This is a genomic window from Micromonospora sp. CPCC 205539 (genome assembly GCF_036906815.1).
Lineage (GTDB): Bacteria > Actinomycetota > Actinomycetes > Mycobacteriales > Micromonosporaceae > Micromonospora.
Window position 1 is genome coordinate 1 of the sequence record NZ_JBAKHW010000001.1, and the last position, 17,649, is coordinate 17,649.

Here is a 17,649-nt window from a genome sequence, read left to right on the forward strand (position 1 = left end):
CGGCAGGGCGCGGCGCGGCAGGGCGCGGCGCGGCAGGGCGCGGCGCGGCAGGGCGCGGCGCGGCAGGGCGCGGCGCGGCAGGGCGAGGCGCGGCAGGGTTCTTCTGATTGAGCGGCGGTGGAACTGGTAGGGGTTGTCGCTTGCGGTGCAACGACGAGCGGGTCCGTCATCGCCGGCGCCCGCGAAGGTCCCCATCTGATCTCCAGCGGGCCTGGAGGTGCGTAACGTGCGGGGGTAACGCTGTCGCGAGAAGGAGACTGCATGTCCAAGCCACCGCTACCCGAATCCGCGGTCGCCATGTTGCGCAAGCCGAACCCCGCCGTGATGACCACCCTGCAGGCGGAGGGTCAGCCCGTCTCGGCGGCCACCTGGTATCTGTGGGAGGACGGCCGGATTCTGGTGAACATGGACGAGAGTCGTCGTCGCCTGACCCACATCCGCAACGATCCCCGGGTCGCCCTCACCGTCCTGGACGAGAGCGGCTGGTACACCCACGTCAGCATCGTGGGGCACGTCGCCGAGCTGCGCGAGGACGAGGGCCTCGCCGACATCGACCGACTGTCCCAGCACTACACCGGTCGGGCGTACCCGCGGCGGGACCGGGCACGGTTCAGTGCCCTGATCGAGGTCGACCGCTGGCACGGCTGGGGCGAGCAGAAGGACAACAGCCAGATCGGCTGACGCCGGTCAGAAGGACCTCACGGGTGGATCGGGGCGTCGAGCTCGGTGAGCGGACGCCCCGAACCACCCCAGGCCCGCGCGATGATCTCGGCGGCGATCGCCACGGCCGTCTCCTCTGGCGTCCGCGCTCCGAGATCCAAGCCAGTCGGGGCACAGAGCCGCGCCAGAGCTGCCTCGTCCACCCCCGCCTCGCGTAGCCGGCGTAGCCGGTCGGCGTGGGTGCGACGGCTGCCCATCACGCCGATGTAGCGGGCCGGGGTGCGCAGCGCGACTTCGAGCAGCGGCACGTCGAACTTCGGGTCGTGGGTCAGCACGCAGAGCACCGTGCGCTCGTCGACGGTCGTCGACTCCAGATACCGGTGCGGCCACTGCACGACGAGGTCATTGGCGTCCGGGAAGCGGTTGCGGGTGGCGAACACCGGACGGGCGTCGCAGACCGTGACGTGGTAGCCGAGGAACCGGCCGATCCGGGCCACCGCACCGGCGAAGTCGATCGCCCCGAAGACGATCATCCGGGGTGGCGGCACGTACGACTGGACGAAGACGCTCACCTCGTCGCGCCGCTGCTCCCCGTGCGCGCCCAGCCGGACCGTGCCGGTGGTGCCGAGCGCCAGCATGCCGGCGGTCTGCTGTGCCGCCGCGTGGTCGAGGTCGGGCTCGCCGAGGCTGCCCGCGACCCGGCCGGGCCAGACCACCAACTGCGCGTCCTCGATCGACGCGGTGGCCACCGGCCGGCCGTCGCGGATCGCGGCGAGCACCTCGTCGAGCTGGGTCAGTGCGACGTCCGGCTGGACCAGGACCTCGATGAGGCCGCCGCAGGTCAGGCCCACCTCGAACGCGTCGTCGTCGCTGACGCCGTACGTCTGGGTCTGTGCCTTGCCGTTGTCGAGCGACGCCTGGCACAGCTCGTAGACGGCGCCTTCGACGCAACCGCCGGAGATGCTGCCCAGGACCTCGCCGCGGGCGTTGACCGCCATGGCCGCACCTGGCTGCCGGGGTGCCGACCGCCAGGTCCGTACGACCGTGGCCACGGCGAACGCGACGCCGCTGGCGCGCCAGGCCGTCAACCCGTCGACGATGTCCCGCATGGCCGCACGATCCGTGAACCGCGGTGGCACCGTCAACGCCCACCTAAGTACTTGCTTAGGTCGGCGTTGACTTTGCGGGGTGCGCGGGCCAGATTTTGCCGGACCGCGGAGGTGTGACATGCAGGTCCCGGCACCATTCGAATACGAACGTGCGACCAGTGTGGATCAGGCGATCGCCCTGCTGGAGCGGTTGGGCAGCACCGCGCGACTGGTCGCGGGCGGGCACAGCCTGCTGCCGATGATGAAGTTGCGGCTGGCCAACTTCGACTACCTGATCGACATCAACGATCTCCACGCCGAGCTCGGCTACATCCGCTCCGGCCCGGACGAGGTGCGCATCGGCGCGCTCACCCGGCACCGGGAGCTGCTCGAGTCCACCGAGCTTGCCGCGGCGTTCCCGATCTTCGCGGAGGCCGAACGGGTGATCGCCGACCCGACGGTGCGCAACCGCGGAACGCTGGGCGGCTCGCTCTGCCAGGCCGACCCGTCCGAGGACCTGTCGGCGGTCTGCACGACGCTGGACGCGAGCTGTGTGATCCGCGGACCGGGCGGCGCCGAGCGCGTCGTCTCGATGGAGCAGTTCCACGTCGGCCCGTACGAGACGGCCGTCGGCGACGGCGAGATCCTGGTGGAGATCCGGTTGCCCGTCCGACCGGGTGGCGGCAGCGCGTACGAGAAGGTCGAACGGCGGGCCGGCGACTGGGCCGTGGTCTCGGCCGGCGCGGCGGTCTGGCTTGACGGCGGAGTGATCGTGGACGCCCGGGTCGGGCTCGCCGCGGTCGGCCCGAACACCACGGGCATCCCGGAGATCTCGGCGGCGCTGCGGGGCCGGGAGCCGGCCGAAGACCTTTTCGAGCAGGCCGGGGCGATCGCGGCGCGGAGCTGCGATCCGGTCACCGACCAGCGCGGCAGCGCGGACTACAAGCGGCATCTGGCCGCTGAGCTGACCAAACGGACCCTGCGCCGGGCCGTCGAGCGGGCGAGGAGTTGAGCATGCAGGTCACCATGACCGTCAACGACGTCGAGGTCACCCGGGACATCGAGGACCGGCTGCTGCTGGTGCACTTCCTCCGGGACACGCTCGCCCTGACCGGCACGCACTGGGGCTGCGACACCAGCAACTGCGGCACCTGCGTGGTCTGGCTGGACGGTGAGCCGGTGAAGTCGTGCACGGTGCTCGCCGCGATGGCCGGCGGCCATGAGGTGCGTACGGTCGAAGGGCTGGCCAAGGGCGCCGAGCTCGACCCGATCCAGCAGGGCTTCATCCAGTGCCACGGCCTGCAGTGCGGCTTCTGCACTCCCGGGATGATGATGACCGCGCGGGCACTGCTCAACGCCAATCCGGACCCGACCGAGGCGGAGATCCGCGAGGCGATCTCCGGCCAGATCTGCCGGTGCACGGGTTACGCCACCATCGTGCGCTCGGTGCGCTGGGCCGCCGTACACGAGGCCGCCGCTGCCGCCCGGGTCGTCGAGACCACCGAGTCCAGCACGGCCGGCGAGATCGCGGACGCCGGCCAGCCCGCGGGGAGTGTCGCATGACGACCGTGCACGAGCGCCTGGACACCTTCCACGACAACGATCAGAAGCCGGTCGGGCACGGCCGGATGCTGCGCAAGGAGGACCCACGGTTCGTCCGTGGCCGTGGCCGGTTCGTCGACGACGTCCAACTCCCCGGCATGCTGCACCTCGCGATCCTCCGCTCGCCGGTCGCGCACGCCCGGATCGTCAGCATCGACACCAGCGCCGCCGAGGCGTCCCCCGGGGTCCGGGCGGTGGTGACCGGCGCGATGCTGGCCGAGCAGGGGCTGGCCTGGATGCCGACTCTCTCCAACGACGTGCAGGCGGTGCTCGCCACCGACAAGGTGCGCTTCCAGGGTCAGGAGGTGGCGTTCGTCGTCGCCGACGACCGGTACGGCGCGCGCGACGCACTCGAGCTGATCGACGTCGAGTACGACGTTCTCGACCCGGTCATCGACGCCCGCCGGGCGCTGGAACCGGATGCCCCGCTGATCCGTACTGACCTCGAGGGCAAGGCCAACAACCACTGCTTCGACTGGGAGACCGGCGACGAGGCCGCCACCGCAGCCGTGTTCGACCGCGCCGACGTGGTGGTCAGTCAGGATCTCGTCTATCCCCGGGTGCACCCGGCGCCGATGGAGACGTGCGGCGCGGTCGCCGACTTCGACCCGGTCGAGGGCAAGCTGCGGCTCTGGTCCACCACGCAGGCGCCGCACGCGCACCGCACCCTGTACGCCATCGTGGCGGGCATCCCCGAGCACAAGATCCAGGTCATCGCGCCGGACATCGGCGGCGGGTTCGGCAACAAGGTGCCGATCTATCCCGGGTACGTCTGCGCGATCGTCGGGTCCATCGTCACCGGTAAGCCGGTTAAGTGGATGGAGGACCGCTCGGAGAACCTGATCAGCACCGGCTTCGCCCGGGACTACATCATGCGGGGCGAGATCGCGGCGACCCGGGACGGCCGCATCCTGGCCATCCGCACCGACGTGCTCGCCGACCATGGCGCCTTCAACGGCACGGCCGCGCCGGTGAAGTACCCGGCGGGTTTCTTCGGTGTCTTCACCGGCAGCTACGACATCGAGGCCGCGTACTGCAGGATGACGGCGGTCTACACCAACAAGGCGCCCGGCGGCGTCGCGTACGCCTGTTCGTTCCGGATCACCGAGGCGGTCTACCTGGTCGAACGGATCGTCGACTGCCTCGCCGACGAGCTGGGCATGGACCCCGCCGAGCTGCGGTTGAAGAACTTCATCCAGCCGGAGCAGTTCCCGTACACGACGAAGACCGGCTGGGTGTACGACTCCGGCGACTACGAGCCCACCATGCGGCTGGCGATGGAGATGGCCGGCTACGACGAGTTGCGCCGTGAGCAGCAGGAGAAGCGGGCCCGGGGCGAGCTGATGGGCATCGGCATCGCGTTCTTCACCGAGGCCGTCGGCGCCGGGCCCCGCAAGGACATGGACATCCTCGGCCTGGGCATGGCGGACGGCTGCGAGTTGCGGGTGCATCCGACCGGCAAGGCCGTCGTCCGGCTCAGTGTGCAGTCCCAGGGCCAGGGGCACGAGACGACGTTCGCGCAGATCGTCGCGGAAGAGATCGGGATCCCGCCGGCCGACATCGACGTGGTGCACGGCGACACCGACAACACGCCGTTCGGCCTCGGCACGTACGGCAGCCGGTCGACGCCCGTGTCGGGCGCGGCGGCCGCCCTGGTCGCCCGCAAGGTCCGCGACAAGGCCCGCATCATCGCCTCGGGCATGCTCGAGGTGTCGGTGGCGGACCTGGACTGGGAGAAGGGCGCCTTCCACGTCAAGGGCGACCCGGGTAAGTCCGTCACGATCCAGGACATCGCCATGCGCGCCCACGGCGCCGGCGATCTGCCCGACGGTGTCGAAGGCGGGCTCGAGGCGCAGATCTGCTACAACCCGTCCAACCTGACCTACCCCCACGGCGCGTACATCTGCGTGGTGGACATCGATCCGGGCACCGCGCAGGTGAAGGTGCGTCGGTTCATCGCGGTCGACGACTGCGGCACCCGGATCAACCCGATGATCATCGAGGGGCAGGTGCACGGCGGCCTGACCGACGGGGTCGGGATGGCTCTCATGGAGATGATCGCCTTCGACGAGGACGGCAACTGCCTCGGCGCGTCGCTGATGGATTACCTGATCCCGACCTCGCTGGAGGTGCCCGACTGGGAGACGGGCTTCACCGTCACGCCGTCGCCGCACCACCCGATCGGCGCGAAGGGCGTGGGCGAGTCGGCCACCGTCGGTTCGCCGCCGGCCATCGTCAACGCGGTCGTGGACGCGCTCAAGCCCTTCGGCGTACGGCACGCCGACATGCCGTTGACGCCGTCGCGGGTCTGGGACGCGATGCGCGGCAACGCCCGGCCGCCGATCTGAGGGGGATCACCGATGACGACGATCGCCGACCGCGCCCACGAGCTGACCGTCTCACGCTCGCCGTTCGTGCACGCCACCGTGGTACGCGCCCAGGAGCCGACGTCGGCCCGGCCGGGTGACGCCGCGGTGATCCTGCCGGACGGCTCGATCGAGGGTTTCGTCGGCGGCGTGTGCGCCGAGAGTTCGGTGCGGGCGGCCGCGTTGGACACCCTGCGGGAGGGCACCCCGTTGCTACTGCGGGTGCTGCCGGACGAGGCGGCGGCCTTTCCCGAGGCGCCGGGGGCGCGGGTCGTGGTCAACCCGTGCCACTCCGGCGGCGCGATCGAGATCTTCCTGCGGCCGGTGCTGCCCGCGCCCGTGCTGGGGCTGGCCGGCAGCACTCCGATCAGTGCCGCGGTGGCGACGCTCGCCGCGTTCCTCGACTTCGAGGTCACCACCTCAAGCGATTACGCGGGGGCCACCGCGGTCGTGGTGGCCGGGCTCGGCAAGGGCGAGCAGGACGCGATCCGGGCGGCGCTGGATGCCGGGGTGGGTTTCGTCGCGTTGGTCGCCAGCCGCAAGCGGGGGGCGGTCGTCCTCGACGAACTGGGGCTGACCGACGCCGAACGGGCCCGCGTGCACTCCCCCGCCGGGGTCGACATCGGGGCGCGTTCACCGCAGGAGATCGCCCTGTCGATCATGAGCGAGGTGGTCCGCGCGGTTCGGGTGGACGGGCTGGCGCCGGCCCTCGGCGCGGCGGTGACCCGGCCCCAGCAGGCCACCGATCCGGTGTGCGGGATGACCGTGCTGGTCGGGCCGGAGACGCCACACGCGCACGTCGACGGGGAGGACCACTGGTTCTGCTGCGCCGGCTGCCTCGCCAGCTTCACTGCGGCGTGACCCGTGTTCGTGACCGGCCTGGTACTCGCGGCGGGGGCCTCCACCCGCCTCGGTGAGGCCAAGCAACTACTGCCGTACCGTGGGCGGACGCTGTTGGACGCGACGCTCGCGGTGGCCCGCTCGTGCGGCTTCGACCAGGTGCTCGTGACGCTGGGCGGCTCGGCGGCCCAGGTGCGCGACCGGGTGGACCTCAGCGGTGTGCAGGTCGTCGAGAACCCGGCATTCAGCACCGGCTGCGGGTCGTCGATCAGCACCGCCGCCGCACTGGTCGATCCCCGCGCGGACGCGCTCGTCCTGCTCCTGGGCGACCAGCCCGGCGTACGCGCCGCCGACGTCCGCCGGGTCGCCTCGGCGACCACAGCGCTCGCCGTGTGCCGATACTCCGACGGGCTGGGCCATCCGTTCCGATTCGGTCGCGAGGTCCTTCCCGAGCTGTCCGGCCTGCATGGCGACAAGGCCGTCTGGAAGCTGCTGCACTCCGGTCGCCACCCGGTGACCGAGGTGCCCGTCGAGGGCCCGGTGCCGATCGACGTGGACACCCGAGCGGACTACGAGCGGCTCCTGGCGGGCGAGGCACGGTGAAGGACACCCTGGCCGTCCAACGCCGCCTCGACGCCGTCGACTACCTGGTCGACGACGGCATGGCGATGGCACTGTTCCTGGCGCTGAAGCTCGGCAAGCCGCTCCTGCTCGAGGGTGAGCCCGGCGTCGGCAAGACGACGGCGGCCAAGGCGCTGGCCCGGGCACTGGACACCACGCTGATCCGGCTGCAGTGCTACGAGGGCCTGACCGCCGGCGAAGCGCTCTACGAGTGGAACTACCAGCGGCAACTGCTCGCGATCCGGCTCGCCGAGGCACAGCACGCGCCGCTGGCCGAGGCCGACCTGTTCCGTGCCGAGTTCCTCCAGGAACGGCCGATCCTGCGGGCCGTACGCCACCAGGGGCCGGTCCCGCCGGTGCTGCTGATCGACGAGATCGACCGCGCCGACGACGAGTTCGAGGCGCTGCTGTTCGAGTTCCTCGGCGAGGCTGCCATCACGATCCCCGAGTTGGGCACGATCGCCGCGAGTACGCCGCCCGTCGTCATCCTCACCTCGAACCGCAGCCGGGAACTCCACGACGCGTTGCGCCGCCGCTGCCTCTACCACTGGATCGACTTCCCGGAGCCGAGCCGGGCCGCCGAGATCGTCCGCCGCGCCGTGCCGGGGGCCGCCGAACCACTGATCCGTACGGCCACCGAGTTCGTGGGCCGGGTGCGCGGCCTGGAGTTGGACAAGGCACCCGGGATGGCCGAGAGCATCGACTGGGTCGCCGCGCTGTCCGTGCTCGGCGTCACCGACCTCGCTGCGGACGACGTCGTACGGACCATCGGCACCATCGCCAAGACCCCCGACGACCGCGCCGCCGTTGCTGCCGCGCTCGGCAGCCACCAGGAGAGCCAGCCATGAAGATCACCAACGAGTTCACGGTCAACACCTCGATCGAGCGGGCCTGGGCGGTGCTCACCGACCTCGAGGGGATCGCGCCCTGCCTGCCCGGCGCCCAACTGACCGGCGTCGACGGCGATGTCTATCAGGGCAAGGTGAGGGTGAAGGTCGGGCCGGTGATCACCGAGTTCGCGGGCACCGCTCGGTTCGTCGAGCGGGACGACGCGCACCACCGCGGGGTGATCGACGCGAAGGGCCGGGACACCCGGTCGGCGGGCAACGCGGCCGCACTGGTCACCGCGCAGCTACGCCCGCACGGTGATCGGACGCTGGTCAGTGTGGACACCGACCTGAAGATCTCGGGGAAGCTGGCCCAGTTCGGCAGCGGCATGATCAAGGAGGTGTCGGGCAAGCTGCTGGCCCAGTTCGTCACCAACCTCGAAGCGAAGCTGGTGGCCGAGGAGCCGAACCCGGCGACGCCGGCTGCCGAGGCGGCCAGCATCCCGGCCACGCCAGCCCCCCGCTCGGACCCGGAGCCCGTGCCGACCGCGTCCGCCACGGCAGTCGCGACCGCACCCGCCGTCGCCGTCGAGCCGTCCCCCGTGGAGACCTCCCCCGCCGAGCCGTCCACCATCGAGCCGTCGTCCGCGCCGACCTCCCCCGCCGAGCCGTCAACCATCGACCCGTCGTCCGCGCCGACCTCCCTCGCCACGCCGTCGAGCGGCAGCGCCCGCGCCGAGCCGGCCGCCGAGCCCGAGGCGCTCGATCTGCTCACCATCGCCGGTGGCTCGATCGTCAAGCGGCTCCTGCCGGTGGCCGTCGGCGTCGTCGCGGTCGGCGCGGTGATCGTCTGGCTGGTCGCGCGTCGGTGAACCACACCGTGCTGCGGGGAGTCGACCGGGCCGCGTTCGCGGTGGCCTTCGTCGATCGGCTGCGGCACGCCGGCGTCCCGGCCGGGCTCACCGACGTCGACGACCTCGTTCGGGCGCTCGCCGCCAGCCCGCCGGTGGAGATGTCCACGCTCTACTGGACGGCCCGGATCAGCCTGGTCCGGCGGCACACCGACCTCGCCGCGTTCGATCAGGTCTTCGCGGCCGTCTTCGCCGACGCCCCGCCACTGCCGCTGGCCCGGTCCGCGGGCTCGACGGGCCGCCGCGACGACGTACACGTGCCGGTGCCCGCCGCCACGGACGACGCCGGCCCGGGCGGCGGGCTGCCCTGGGCCACACTGCCACCGGCGGTCGCCGAGACGCGGGAGCCGGACGCCCCGCTCCGGCTGCCCGAGCGGCGACCCAGCGCACTCGCCACGCTCGCCGAGCGCCCGTTCGAGGAGTTGGACAGCGCCCAGCTCGCGCTGCTCGGCGACGCCCTCCGTGCGGCCGTCGCCGGCTGGCCGACGCGACGTACCAGGCGACACGTCGCCAGTCGGGCCGGCCGTCGGGTGGCGCTCCGACCGACGATCGCCCGGGCCCGTCGTACCGGCTGGGAACCCGTCGAGGTCGTGCGCGAGCGGCCCGTACGACGACCGCGCCGGGTCGTGCTGCTCTGCGACGTGAGCGAGTCCATGCGGGCGCAGGCGACCGCGTACCTGCATCTGATGCGCGCGTTCGCGGTGGTCGCCGACGCGGAGGTGTTCGCGTTCGCGACGACGTTGACCCGGCTCACGGTTGCGCTGCGGCACACCTCGGCGGCTGCGGCGGTCGCGCAGGCCAGCGCGGTCGTGACCGACCGTTTCGGGGGCACCCGGATCGCCACGAATCTGCGCGCCCTGCTCGCGTCGCGGCACGGTAACGCCGTCCGGGGGGCGATCGTGGTGATCGGCTCGGACGGCTGGGACAGCGACCCGCCCGCCGAACTGGCCACCATGATGGCCCGGTTGCGTCGCCGTGCGTACCGGATCGTCTGGTTGAATCCGCGCGCCGGCATCCCCGGCTTCGCGCCCCGGGTCGCGGGCATGGCCGCCGCCCTGCCCTACTGCGACCGGCTGCTGCCGGCCGGGACCTTCCAGGATCTGACCGACGCCGCCCGTCAACTCCAGAGCGTGACGTGCACGGACGGCTTGAAGCGGCCGACGCTGACACCCGCGCCGCGCATCATCGCCTGAATCGCCCGCGGTGTGGACGCGAACCGCGACAGCTCGGCGGCGGCCGGCAGCGTGTCCGGCTTGGCGAGCACCAGCGAGTGCCAGACGGCCTCGAACGTCGCGTGCGGCCCGCCCAGCAGTTGGAGGTGACCCGCGCGGACGTCCGGCGCGACGGTGAACGACAACGCGGGCGCGACGCCCCTGCCCCGCTTGGCCTCCGCCAGGGCGGCCGCGTGGCTCTGGAAGATCCGCTGCCGGTCGTCGGGCACGGCGAACCGACGCAGCAACCCTGGAACGGCCCCTCGGTCGGCGGTGGCTGACGGCCCGAGCAGCCACGTCTGGTCGCGCAGTTGACCCGGCGAGGCCGGTACGCCAGCCAGCGGATGGTCCGGGCCGACGACGAGCACGAGTCGGTAGTTCATCACCGGTCGGCCGGCGATCGCCTGGTCGACGACCGGCGGTGGCGGCCCGATGGCGATGTCGGCCGCACGGGTCAGCAGCAACGTCTCGAACGTGCCCGGGTTGCGGACGCTCAACTCGACGTCGAGGTCGGCGGCGCGTTTCGCGAACAACTCGATCAGCCCCGGCGCGGCCAACTCGGCGAACAGGCTGGACGCGGCGACGCGCAGCAGTCGTCGGCCGCGGCCCGCGGCGCTCACCTCGTGCACCGTACGGTCCTGGAGGCCCAGCAGCTCCGCCGCGCGGCTGGCCAGCCGCAAACCGCCCGGGGTGAACGCGAGCCCGGCCGCCGCCCGGGAGAAGAGTTGGTCGCCGAGCTCCTTGCGGAGCTGGCCGATGTGCAGTGAGACGGCCGACTCGGAGACCTCCAACTGCGCGGCGGCCTGCTTGACCGAACCCAGCCGGACCACGGTGACGTAGGCGCGCAGTTGCGTGGGCGTCATCGGAATCGACCCACCTCCCGGCCCCCGGGTCGAGCGATCCGGAATCTCCTGGCAATCTACCTCGGTCAGTCCCCGCGCAGCCGCCCCGCTGCCGCCGGAGACGGACACCGCCTCGCTACGGCCGGACGAGGGACTCGCGCCGCTGCCAGCCGAGTCGGCCCAGGGGTCGACTCGGCTGGCTGTCGCTGGGCCCTACTGGGTGAGTTGCAGTGCGAGGTCGGTGACCAGGTCGCTCGCGCCGAACGCGCCGGTCGTCTGGGCCTCACCGGTGAGCGGATCGATCTTGTAGACCCGGCTCAGGCCGGTGCCGTTGAAGACGGCATAGGCGCTGTTGCTGACGGCTCGACCGCCGCGGAGGGCGCTGTAGATGTCGAAGCCGGCCCGAGGGTCGGCGACCACACCGAGCTGGCCGGTGGGGACCAGTTGGCCCGCGTTGGCCGGTGACTGCAGGACGACCTGGTCGACAACCGTGTCGATGTCGAACAGGGTGGTCGCGGTGACCGGGCTGAGGTCGTTGTTGGTGTAGGCCGCACCGGCCACTCCCAGAGCGGCGGCCGGGAGCGGCGGGAACGTGAGAACGGTGTCGGCAACGGTGGTACCACCGGCGTTGACGTTGTGTCGCAGGTTCGCGCCGGTGTTGCTGACGATCCGCAGACGGTCGGCGGCCGGGTTGAAGTCGACGCCGAACGATGTTCCGTTGAGGTCGACGGTCAGCTGGCTGACGAAGGTGGGGGCGGCGGTGCTGGTGGACAGGGTGTAGATGGCGCCGGTGGTGCTGACGCCGTAGAGCTTGCCGTCCTGGACCCGGTAGTCGATGCCGACGAGAGGGCTGATGCCGGGCAGGCTGATCGCGCCGATGGTGCAGGCCGACTGCGGGCGGTTGACCGCGAACTTGATCAGCCGCTGGTCCTGCGTCAGGCCGACCGCGACCGGCCCGTTGCGACCGCCCGCGTTCAGCAGGTCCCACAGGACGCTGCACCGGACGGCGTTCAACGACGACGAGCTGGAGGGCGCGACCGGATCTGTGGCCGGCCGGGCAGCGACTCCCGCCGATGTCGTCGACAGCGCGACGACGACGGCCAGACCGGTCACGAGTAAGCCTCGATTGAAGACACTGGGCATTGCGGAGCCTTCCTGGTGCGGGGGTACGTGGAATGCCCGGCAGTGGCATCGGGGCACGGGCTGTCGCGAACACCCAGCCCGGAGTGTTTGCCCTGGTCAGAGGCTATACGGCGACGTCGCCACCGACTGTCGGATCACGTACTAATTGAACGGCTCTCGTCAATGTCCGGCGCGTGCGGAAATCGATCAGCGCGCCCGCCGGTTGGCCCGCAGGGCGGCCAGCAGGACGCCGGGTGTGGCCAGCGCGCCCGGGTGCGCACGCATGGAGACCACGCTGTTGAAGCGGCGGGCGATCGCCACGTCGGTGACGGTCGCCGCGATGATCTGCCTGCTGGCCCAGCGGGAGATCCGGTAGCCGCGCGGGTAGGGGCCGTCGACGTGCGGCAGCGCCAGGTCGGCGCTGGTCGATATCGACCAGGCGGCGTCGACCACGACCTTCTGGAGGGCGAGGAAGTCACGCGCCGGCTGGTTCAGGGCCGGACCTGACCCCAGGTACGTCGACAGGCAGGCCGCGTGCAGGGCCGCCGCCGTCATCCCCTGCCCGTAGACGGGATTGAACGACGCGACGGCGTCACCGACGCTGACGAGCCGGGCCGGGAAACGGTTCAGCGCGTGGAAGTCCCGCCGACGACTGTCTGCGTGGCGGTAGGTCTGCACGTCGCCGAGCATCTCGTTCGCGGCCACCGCGCCGAATTCCGGCGGGAACTGCTCCCGCAGTCGACGGACGAAGTCCTCCTCGGTGCGCCCCGGGCGGTCGTCCCCGTAACCGGCCATCATGGCCATCCACCGGCCATCCTCGATGGCGAAGACGGCCGCCCCGGCCACATCCACCTCTGTCCGCGGTGTGTGCAGCGCCATGACGACCGCCGCGTCGGGGGCCGCCTGCGGACGTCGGAACAGGGCGGTCGCGTAGTTGAGGTGCACGGTCATCCGCCGCGTGACGGGCCGGTCCCAGCCGGCCTCCTCCAGCCACTCGGACAACCGGCTCGAACGCCCCATGGCGTCCACCACGAAATCGCCGGACTCGACGCCGAAGTCTCCACCAACCTCGTAGCGGACACCGGTGACCACGTCGCCGTCGCACACGAGACCCGTGGCGCGGGCACTGACCGTCTTGACGTTGGGCAGTCGCAGCACCTGCTGGCGGATCAACCCCTCCAGGAGCGGACGGCTGCCGGCCAGGGTGTCGGCGTCGTCGGGCACGACGACCTTGAGGCGACCGTCGAGGTAGTTCCGCCGAGCCTCCGGCCGCGCCTCGACCGCCCCCTGGGCCACGGCCTGTTCCCGGAACCCTGGGAACATCTGCTCGAGCTGCAGCAGGCCGCCGGGCAGCAACGCGTGAAGTTGCGTCCCCTGTGGCACGCCGGGCCGCTCGCCGGTCGACTGGAGGTCGTCCCGGTCGATGATGAGGACGCTCTCGGCGTGGTCGGACAACACCCGCGCGGCCAGCAGGCCAGCGACGCTGCCGCCGATCACGACGGCCTTGCCCATGATCGGGGATGCCTGGTCGGGGGGACGCACTGCGTTGAGCGCGGCGAAGACCCGAGCCGGGGAGAGGGACATCGTGCTCTCCAAGGGGTACGAGGTATGCCTGCCAGCGACCAGCACGCGGGCAGGCTGGCGGGACGGCCGGTCCGCGGAACGGCCCGACGAATCGTTGCACAAACGTCGATCGCCGCCCGGTCGGGCCCGCGACGATCCCACCCTTTCTGACTGTCGGTCTACCGACAAGAGCCAGCGCATGGTTACACTCTCTGCATTGCAAAGTGCATTGCTGACGCAAAGTTGGGAGCACTCATGGAGCAGGCGAGCCAACGGCAGGCCACGCAGACGTTGGCCGAGCTGGAGCGACTACGGCGACGGACCCGGACGCGGGCGCACGGCGGCGCCTGGCTGCCCGCCCTCGCCATCGCCGCGCTCCTGCTCGCGAGCAGCGCGCTCTACCGACACCCGTACGCCTGGACGAACAGCATCTCCGCCGACGCTCCCTTCTGGGCGGGGCTTCCCGACGAGCAACTCAGCCCGGTCGCGTCGTACCTGTTCTGGTTCCTCGGCACACCGCTCGTGTTCGCCGCGGTCGGAGCCTGGTACCGATGGCGGTCCCGTGCGCTGGGCCTGCGAGTGGCCTGGCCCCTGTTCGTCGGCACCGGCCTCGGCGTCCTGCTCCTGCTGGCCGTGCTCGCGGCCGTGCCGGCCCAGGCACCGGTCCAGGAGGGGGCGCTGGCTGCGATCCGGCACGAGTTCTGGCTGCCCGGGCTGCTGACCCCGTTGCTGCCCGTCGCCGCTGCCGTGCTGGCTCTCGGCTGGGCCGAGCGCAGCCGAGGGCTGCTGGTCGCCGGCGGATGGATCACCGCGCTCACGGTCTGGCTGTGCGGCTGGTTCCCGATGGGATACCTGCCGGGTTGGGCCGCCGACGCCCTGAGCGGTGACCTCGGCGGGGGCCCGAACTCCTTGGGCGGGCAGCTGGACTGGCGACCCGGGTTCTGGCTCATCCTGATGGCCCTGCCCCTGCTGATGTTCGCGGTAATCCGCGGCTGGCAGAGCTGGCGGGCGGCCAACGATGACTGATTCGCCGCCGCCACACCCGGCGCTGGCGCTGGATGACACCGTGCACCAGCGCGTCCGTCTCGCGATTCTCACCGTGCTCAGCGAAACGCAGGAGTGCACGTTCTCGACCCTCCGGGACGAGCTGAAGCTGACCGACGGCAACCTCAACCGACACCTGCGGGTCCTGGAGCAGGCCGACCTGCTCCGGGTCATCAAGGGGTACGAGGGCCGGCGCCCCACGACGTGGCTGCGACTGACCCGGCAGGGCCGTACGGCGTTGCGCGCCGAGATCACCGCCCTGGAGCAACTGGTCGCCCGGGTGCGGCGCGCCGGCGCCGATCGCCTCGACGGCGATCCGGACGCCACCTGACCGGCCCGGATCACTAGGTGCTCCACCGCTCCCGGTACCACCCGGCCGGGCTGCCGTCCGTGCGTGTCGGCAGGCGATCGTCTTCGGGACCTGGTGGGGTGACCCCGTGGAGGGTCGGGCCCGCGAAGTGGGCAAGGGAGTGCAGGATCTCGGCGCGGGTGTGCGGGAAGTGCCGGATGTCGGCCACCGGGAACCCGCCGAGCTCGGCCGAGTAGCTGAACTCGCGCGGCTTGTCGACCTCGGGATAGTCCCGTTTGAAGGCGATGGCGAGGACGTTGCCGGCGACGAAGATCCGGTCCAGGTGATGCCAGGCGATGAACCTGTTCCGGGCGCTGGTCCGGATGCCGATGCCCTGCCTGGCGAGCGTGACGGTGAGCGTCCGTCGCGACAGCGCCAGATGACCGGTCACGAGGTCGTAGAGCCGGACGGCGACCAGAACGCCGACCAGGAGGGACACGACGACCATCCACGAGGCGCCGAGGGTGTGGGTCTTGAGCAGCAGACCCACCCTGGTCTGGCCCTGCGTCTCGTCCGGTTCGGTGAGGGCCGCGATCAGAGTCCCGAGGGTGAAGGCGATCGCGGCCGGGGTGCTCCACCACAACTGGCGGGCCGGAGAGCGCTCGGAATCCTGTCTCGTCGGCCTCCCATAGCGGTACCGCATCGACCAGAGGATCAGGCCGACGACGGCGACGATGAAGATGAGGGCGAGCACCTGGGCGGCCTCGCCCGCCCGTGACGCCCAGGAACGCATGAACACGCTGCAGGCCAGAACGACCACCACGACGCCCCAGACGACGATGGCGAACTGCCACTTGATCCTCGCGTCCCGCCAGAACCCGGCGCTCGTGTCACGAATGCCGGTGGCCGCCAGCACGGTGGCGACGCCTGCCGCACCACACTCGAGGAGGACGGCCAGCAGGTTGACGGCGCCCCACGGAGTCCTCACCTCCGGGGCCCTCTGCAACGACACGATCCACGCCACCAGGTACGCGGTGAACAGGACGAAGCTGACGAAGTACAACGCGAACCGTCGCCACTGCGCCGCCAGGAGTGTGCGGTGCCAGGGGTGGAGCAGTCGCTGGGGCCTGCGGAGCGTGTCGATCACCGGCCGAGGCTCGACAAGTGCGGGCAGATTGGCCGGTGTGACGGCGGTGGCGTCCGGCTCGGCCGGCTGATCGTCGAGCGGCGTCGGCCCGGCGGCGACAACCGGCGGGGCCGGTCGCAACACCAGGTCGGCCGCGAGGTCGGTGTTGCGCTGACGCGGGCGCGGCAGGCCATGGCTGGGGAGGGTCACCACCAGGTGCCGGTACACGGCGCTCAGGGTGAGGGCTTCGCCGTCCGGGTGGCCGTCGCGCACCGGTGGCCCGTGCTGCAACAGGCGCAGCAGCTCGCCGGTGAAGGCCGTGTGCTCGGCGCCGATCGGGGCGATGGCAGCGACGTTGTCGGAGGTCGCGGTGAGGGTGAACGTGCCCTGGATCTCGCTGCGGTCGGCGAGCCCGTTCTCCACGTCCACCGGGGACATGGTGTTGAGCGCGCGGCCCGCGAAGCAGCAGTCCAGGATCAGCACCCGCGTGCGGGCAGGGCTCTCGCGCATGGCGTCGCGGATCCAGCTGAACGGGATCGCGGTGTACTTCAGCCAGTCCGGTCGAGGGTCGGTGCCGGGCAGGGCGAGGAACAGCTCACCGTTGTCGTCGAGGAGGCCGTGGCCGGCGTAGTAGACCAGCAGCAGATCGTCTGCCTCGCCGCAGCGTTCCGCGATGGTGACGCCGGCCTCCCGGGGGTGCGGAAGGTCGAGGAGCTGGGTGCAGCGTTCGAGCGCGACCAGGTCCACCGGACCGGTGGTGATCAGACGCGCCAGCTCGGTCACGTTCGCCCGCACCGCCGGGAGGTCTTCGAGCGCCTGCTGGTCGTGCGTCGCGGTGCCGATCAACAGGGCCGTCGACCGAGCCGGGTCGGGGCGCCTCACGGCCCCTCGTGGTCCAACGCCCGCACCGCGGCCTCGATGAGGGCGACGACCTGATCCATGTCGCGAGCCCGCCGGATGTCCAACTCCGCCGACCAGCCGCCCGGATGGGTGAGCCTCACCGTCACGTCCTCGCGGCGATGCGCCAACCAACCGGCGATCGCCTGCACCAGCACCATGACCGCGCCACCGCTGCCCACGGCCACCAGCAGCACATCGGTGACGCCAGCTGTCATCTGGTCGGGCTCAGGCGTCGCGTCGGGCGCGGCGGCCGCGGTGACCTTTCCGCGCAGCCGGTCCTCGGCGCGCAGCCAGGACGCCAGCGAGCGGCGGGCATCGGCCGACGGAAGATCCGGATACACCCAGAGTGTGATCGTCTCCAGTGAGACCGGCAATGTCTCCCCCTCCCGACGGACAACCAGCGCGGGCAAGAACCATTATCGGTACGAGTGCCGACGGCCGCACCCCCCCGACCGACCAATCTGGACTCGCGGAACAATTCGACCACGTTCGATCACGTTGTCGCCTTGACCAGGCCATCGGTGATTCATAAGCTCCGGCCACTGTGATCCATTTTCCCGAGAAGGGAAACACGAGACATGGCCCCATCGATACGCCCGTCCTGGACGGTCCCCTCGAGGCGGTTGGCGAGTGCCGC

17 protein-coding genes are annotated in these 17,649 nt (G+C 71.3%); 11 read left to right on the forward strand and 6 right to left on the reverse strand.

The genetic code is table 11. The features are described from left to right. Positions 1-261 precede the first annotated feature (261 nt). Positions 262-681: a PPOX class F420-dependent oxidoreductase gene (locus V6V47_RS00005; RefSeq protein ID WP_334625797.1), complete on the forward strand. Its 420-nt coding sequence runs from the start codon at positions 262-264 to the stop codon at positions 679-681. A gap of 17 nt (positions 682-698) precedes the next feature. On the opposite strand, the gene V6V47_RS00010 is transcribed toward V6V47_RS00005, so the two are convergent. Then, on the reverse strand, positions 699-1,769 hold the full coding sequence (locus V6V47_RS00010) for an XdhC family protein (protein ID WP_334625798.1): 1,071 nt from the start codon (positions 1,767-1,769) through the stop codon (positions 699-701). Between the two features lie 118 nt (positions 1,770-1,887). On the opposite strand from V6V47_RS00010, the gene V6V47_RS00015 reads away from it, so the two are divergent. From V6V47_RS00015 to V6V47_RS00050, 8 genes are read left to right on the forward strand one after another with little or no spacing between them, the layout of a single operon-like run. Next, the gene (locus V6V47_RS00015) at positions 1,888-2,760 is read left to right on the forward strand and encodes an FAD binding domain-containing protein (protein WP_334625799.1); all 873 of its coding nucleotides are present in this window, start codon (positions 1,888-1,890) and stop codon (positions 2,758-2,760) included. 2 nt (positions 2,761-2,762) lie between these two features. Continuing rightward, positions 2,763-3,311 carry a (2Fe-2S)-binding protein gene (locus V6V47_RS00020; RefSeq protein ID WP_334625800.1) on the forward strand — a complete coding sequence of 183 codons (549 nt, stop codon included), beginning with the start codon at positions 2,763-2,765 and terminating at the stop codon, positions 3,309-3,311. Then, positions 3,308-5,698: an aerobic carbon-monoxide dehydrogenase large subunit gene (locus V6V47_RS00025; protein ID WP_334625801.1), complete on the forward strand. Its 2,391-nt coding sequence runs from the start codon at positions 3,308-3,310 to the stop codon at positions 5,696-5,698. The genes V6V47_RS00020 and V6V47_RS00025 overlap by 4 nt, the downstream gene beginning before the upstream one ends. Positions 5,699-5,710: 12 nt before the next feature. Next, positions 5,711-6,577 (forward strand): XdhC family protein, encoded by an 867-nt coding sequence (locus V6V47_RS00030; protein ID WP_334625802.1) that lies wholly within the window; start codon positions 5,711-5,713, stop codon positions 6,575-6,577. Between the two features lie 9 nt (positions 6,578-6,586). Then, the gene (locus V6V47_RS00035; protein WP_334625803.1) at positions 6,587-7,159 is read left to right on the forward strand and encodes a nucleotidyltransferase family protein; all 573 of its coding nucleotides are present in this window, start codon (positions 6,587-6,589) and stop codon (positions 7,157-7,159) included. Further along, complete coding sequence (locus V6V47_RS00040) at positions 7,156-8,025, forward strand: AAA family ATPase (RefSeq protein WP_334625804.1); 870 nt, start codon at positions 7,156-7,158, stop codon at positions 8,023-8,025. The genes V6V47_RS00035 and V6V47_RS00040 overlap by 4 nt, the downstream gene beginning before the upstream one ends. Next, entirely contained in the window at positions 8,022-8,876 is an 855-nt protein-coding gene (locus tag V6V47_RS00045; RefSeq protein ID WP_334625805.1) for an SRPBCC family protein, read from the forward strand. The genes V6V47_RS00040 and V6V47_RS00045 overlap by 4 nt, the downstream gene beginning before the upstream one ends. Next, positions 8,873-10,108 (forward strand): vWA domain-containing protein, encoded by a 1,236-nt coding sequence (locus V6V47_RS00050; RefSeq protein WP_334625806.1) that lies wholly within the window; start codon positions 8,873-8,875, stop codon positions 10,106-10,108. The genes V6V47_RS00045 and V6V47_RS00050 overlap by 4 nt, the downstream gene beginning before the upstream one ends. On the opposite strand, the gene V6V47_RS00055 is transcribed toward V6V47_RS00050, so the two are convergent. The 3 genes from V6V47_RS00055 to V6V47_RS00065 all read right to left on the reverse strand — a co-directional run bounded on the left by V6V47_RS00055 (position 10,033) and on the right by V6V47_RS00065 (position 13,674). Then, positions 10,033-10,989: a LysR family transcriptional regulator gene (locus V6V47_RS00055; RefSeq protein WP_334625807.1), complete on the reverse strand. Its 957-nt coding sequence runs from the start codon at positions 10,987-10,989 to the stop codon at positions 10,033-10,035. The two genes, V6V47_RS00050 and V6V47_RS00055, sit on opposite strands and share 76 nt — an antisense overlap. A gap of 192 nt (positions 10,990-11,181) precedes the next feature. After that, entirely contained in the window at positions 11,182-12,081 is a 900-nt protein-coding gene (locus tag V6V47_RS00060; protein WP_334625808.1) for a DUF4394 domain-containing protein, read from the reverse strand. Positions 12,082-12,297: 216 nt separating this feature from the next. Then, complete coding sequence (locus V6V47_RS00065; protein WP_334625809.1) at positions 12,298-13,674, reverse strand: FAD-dependent oxidoreductase; 1,377 nt, start codon at positions 13,672-13,674, stop codon at positions 12,298-12,300. Positions 13,675-13,908: 234 nt separating this feature from the next. Here V6V47_RS00065 and V6V47_RS00070 point away from each other — a divergent pair, with 234 nt between their 5' ends. Together V6V47_RS00070 and V6V47_RS00075 are read left to right on the forward strand one after the other, a co-directional pair. After that, a complete protein-coding gene (locus tag V6V47_RS00070; protein WP_334625810.1) occupies positions 13,909-14,679 on the forward strand; it encodes a hypothetical protein in 771 nt (256 codons plus the stop codon). Further along, positions 14,672-15,028, forward strand: coding sequence for a winged helix-turn-helix domain-containing protein (locus V6V47_RS00075; protein WP_334625811.1), 357 nt, complete (start codon positions 14,672-14,674; stop codon positions 15,026-15,028). The genes V6V47_RS00070 and V6V47_RS00075 overlap by 8 nt, the downstream gene beginning before the upstream one ends. 13 nt (positions 15,029-15,041) lie before the next feature. Here V6V47_RS00075 and V6V47_RS00080 read toward each other — a convergent pair whose 3' ends face one another. Beyond that, the gene (locus tag V6V47_RS00080; RefSeq protein WP_334625812.1) at positions 15,042-16,994 is read right to left on the reverse strand and encodes a caspase family protein; all 1,953 of its coding nucleotides are present in this window, start codon (positions 16,992-16,994) and stop codon (positions 15,042-15,044) included. Continuing rightward, positions 16,991-17,422 (reverse strand): effector-associated constant component EACC1, encoded by a 432-nt coding sequence (locus tag V6V47_RS00085; RefSeq protein WP_334625813.1) that lies wholly within the window; start codon positions 17,420-17,422, stop codon positions 16,991-16,993. The genes V6V47_RS00080 and V6V47_RS00085 overlap by 4 nt, the downstream gene beginning before the upstream one ends. Positions 17,423-17,649: the final 227 nt, after the last annotated feature.

Excerpts from the sequence above, each read along its gene's own strand:
- V6V47_RS00020 (WP_334625800.1), top strand. The coding sequence starts at position 2,763 with ATGCAGGTCACCATGACCGTCAACGACGTCGAGGTCACCCGGGACATC.
- V6V47_RS00045 (WP_334625805.1), top strand. The coding sequence starts at position 8,022 with ATGAAGATCACCAACGAGTTCACGGTCAACACCTCGATCGAGCGGGCC.
- V6V47_RS00070 (WP_334625810.1), top strand. The coding sequence starts at position 13,909 with ATGGAGCAGGCGAGCCAACGGCAGGCCACGCAGACGTTGGCCGAGCTG.
- V6V47_RS00005 (WP_334625797.1), top strand. The coding sequence starts at position 262 with ATGTCCAAGCCACCGCTACCCGAATCCGCGGTCGCCATGTTGCGCAAG.
- V6V47_RS00010 (WP_334625798.1), bottom strand. The coding sequence starts at position 1,769 with ATGCGGGACATCGTCGACGGGTTGACGGCCTGGCGCGCCAGCGGCGTC.
- V6V47_RS00025 (WP_334625801.1), top strand. The coding sequence starts at position 3,308 with ATGACGACCGTGCACGAGCGCCTGGACACCTTCCACGACAACGATCAG.
- V6V47_RS00075 (WP_334625811.1), top strand. The coding sequence starts at position 14,672 with ATGACTGATTCGCCGCCGCCACACCCGGCGCTGGCGCTGGATGACACC.
- V6V47_RS00030 (WP_334625802.1), top strand. The coding sequence starts at position 5,711 with ATGACGACGATCGCCGACCGCGCCCACGAGCTGACCGTCTCACGCTCG.
- V6V47_RS00015 (WP_334625799.1), top strand. The coding sequence starts at position 1,888 with ATGCAGGTCCCGGCACCATTCGAATACGAACGTGCGACCAGTGTGGAT.
- V6V47_RS00055 (WP_334625807.1), bottom strand. The coding sequence starts at position 10,989 with ATGACGCCCACGCAACTGCGCGCCTACGTCACCGTGGTCCGGCTGGGT.
- V6V47_RS00065 (WP_334625809.1), bottom strand. The coding sequence starts at position 13,674 with ATGTCCCTCTCCCCGGCTCGGGTCTTCGCCGCGCTCAACGCAGTGCGT.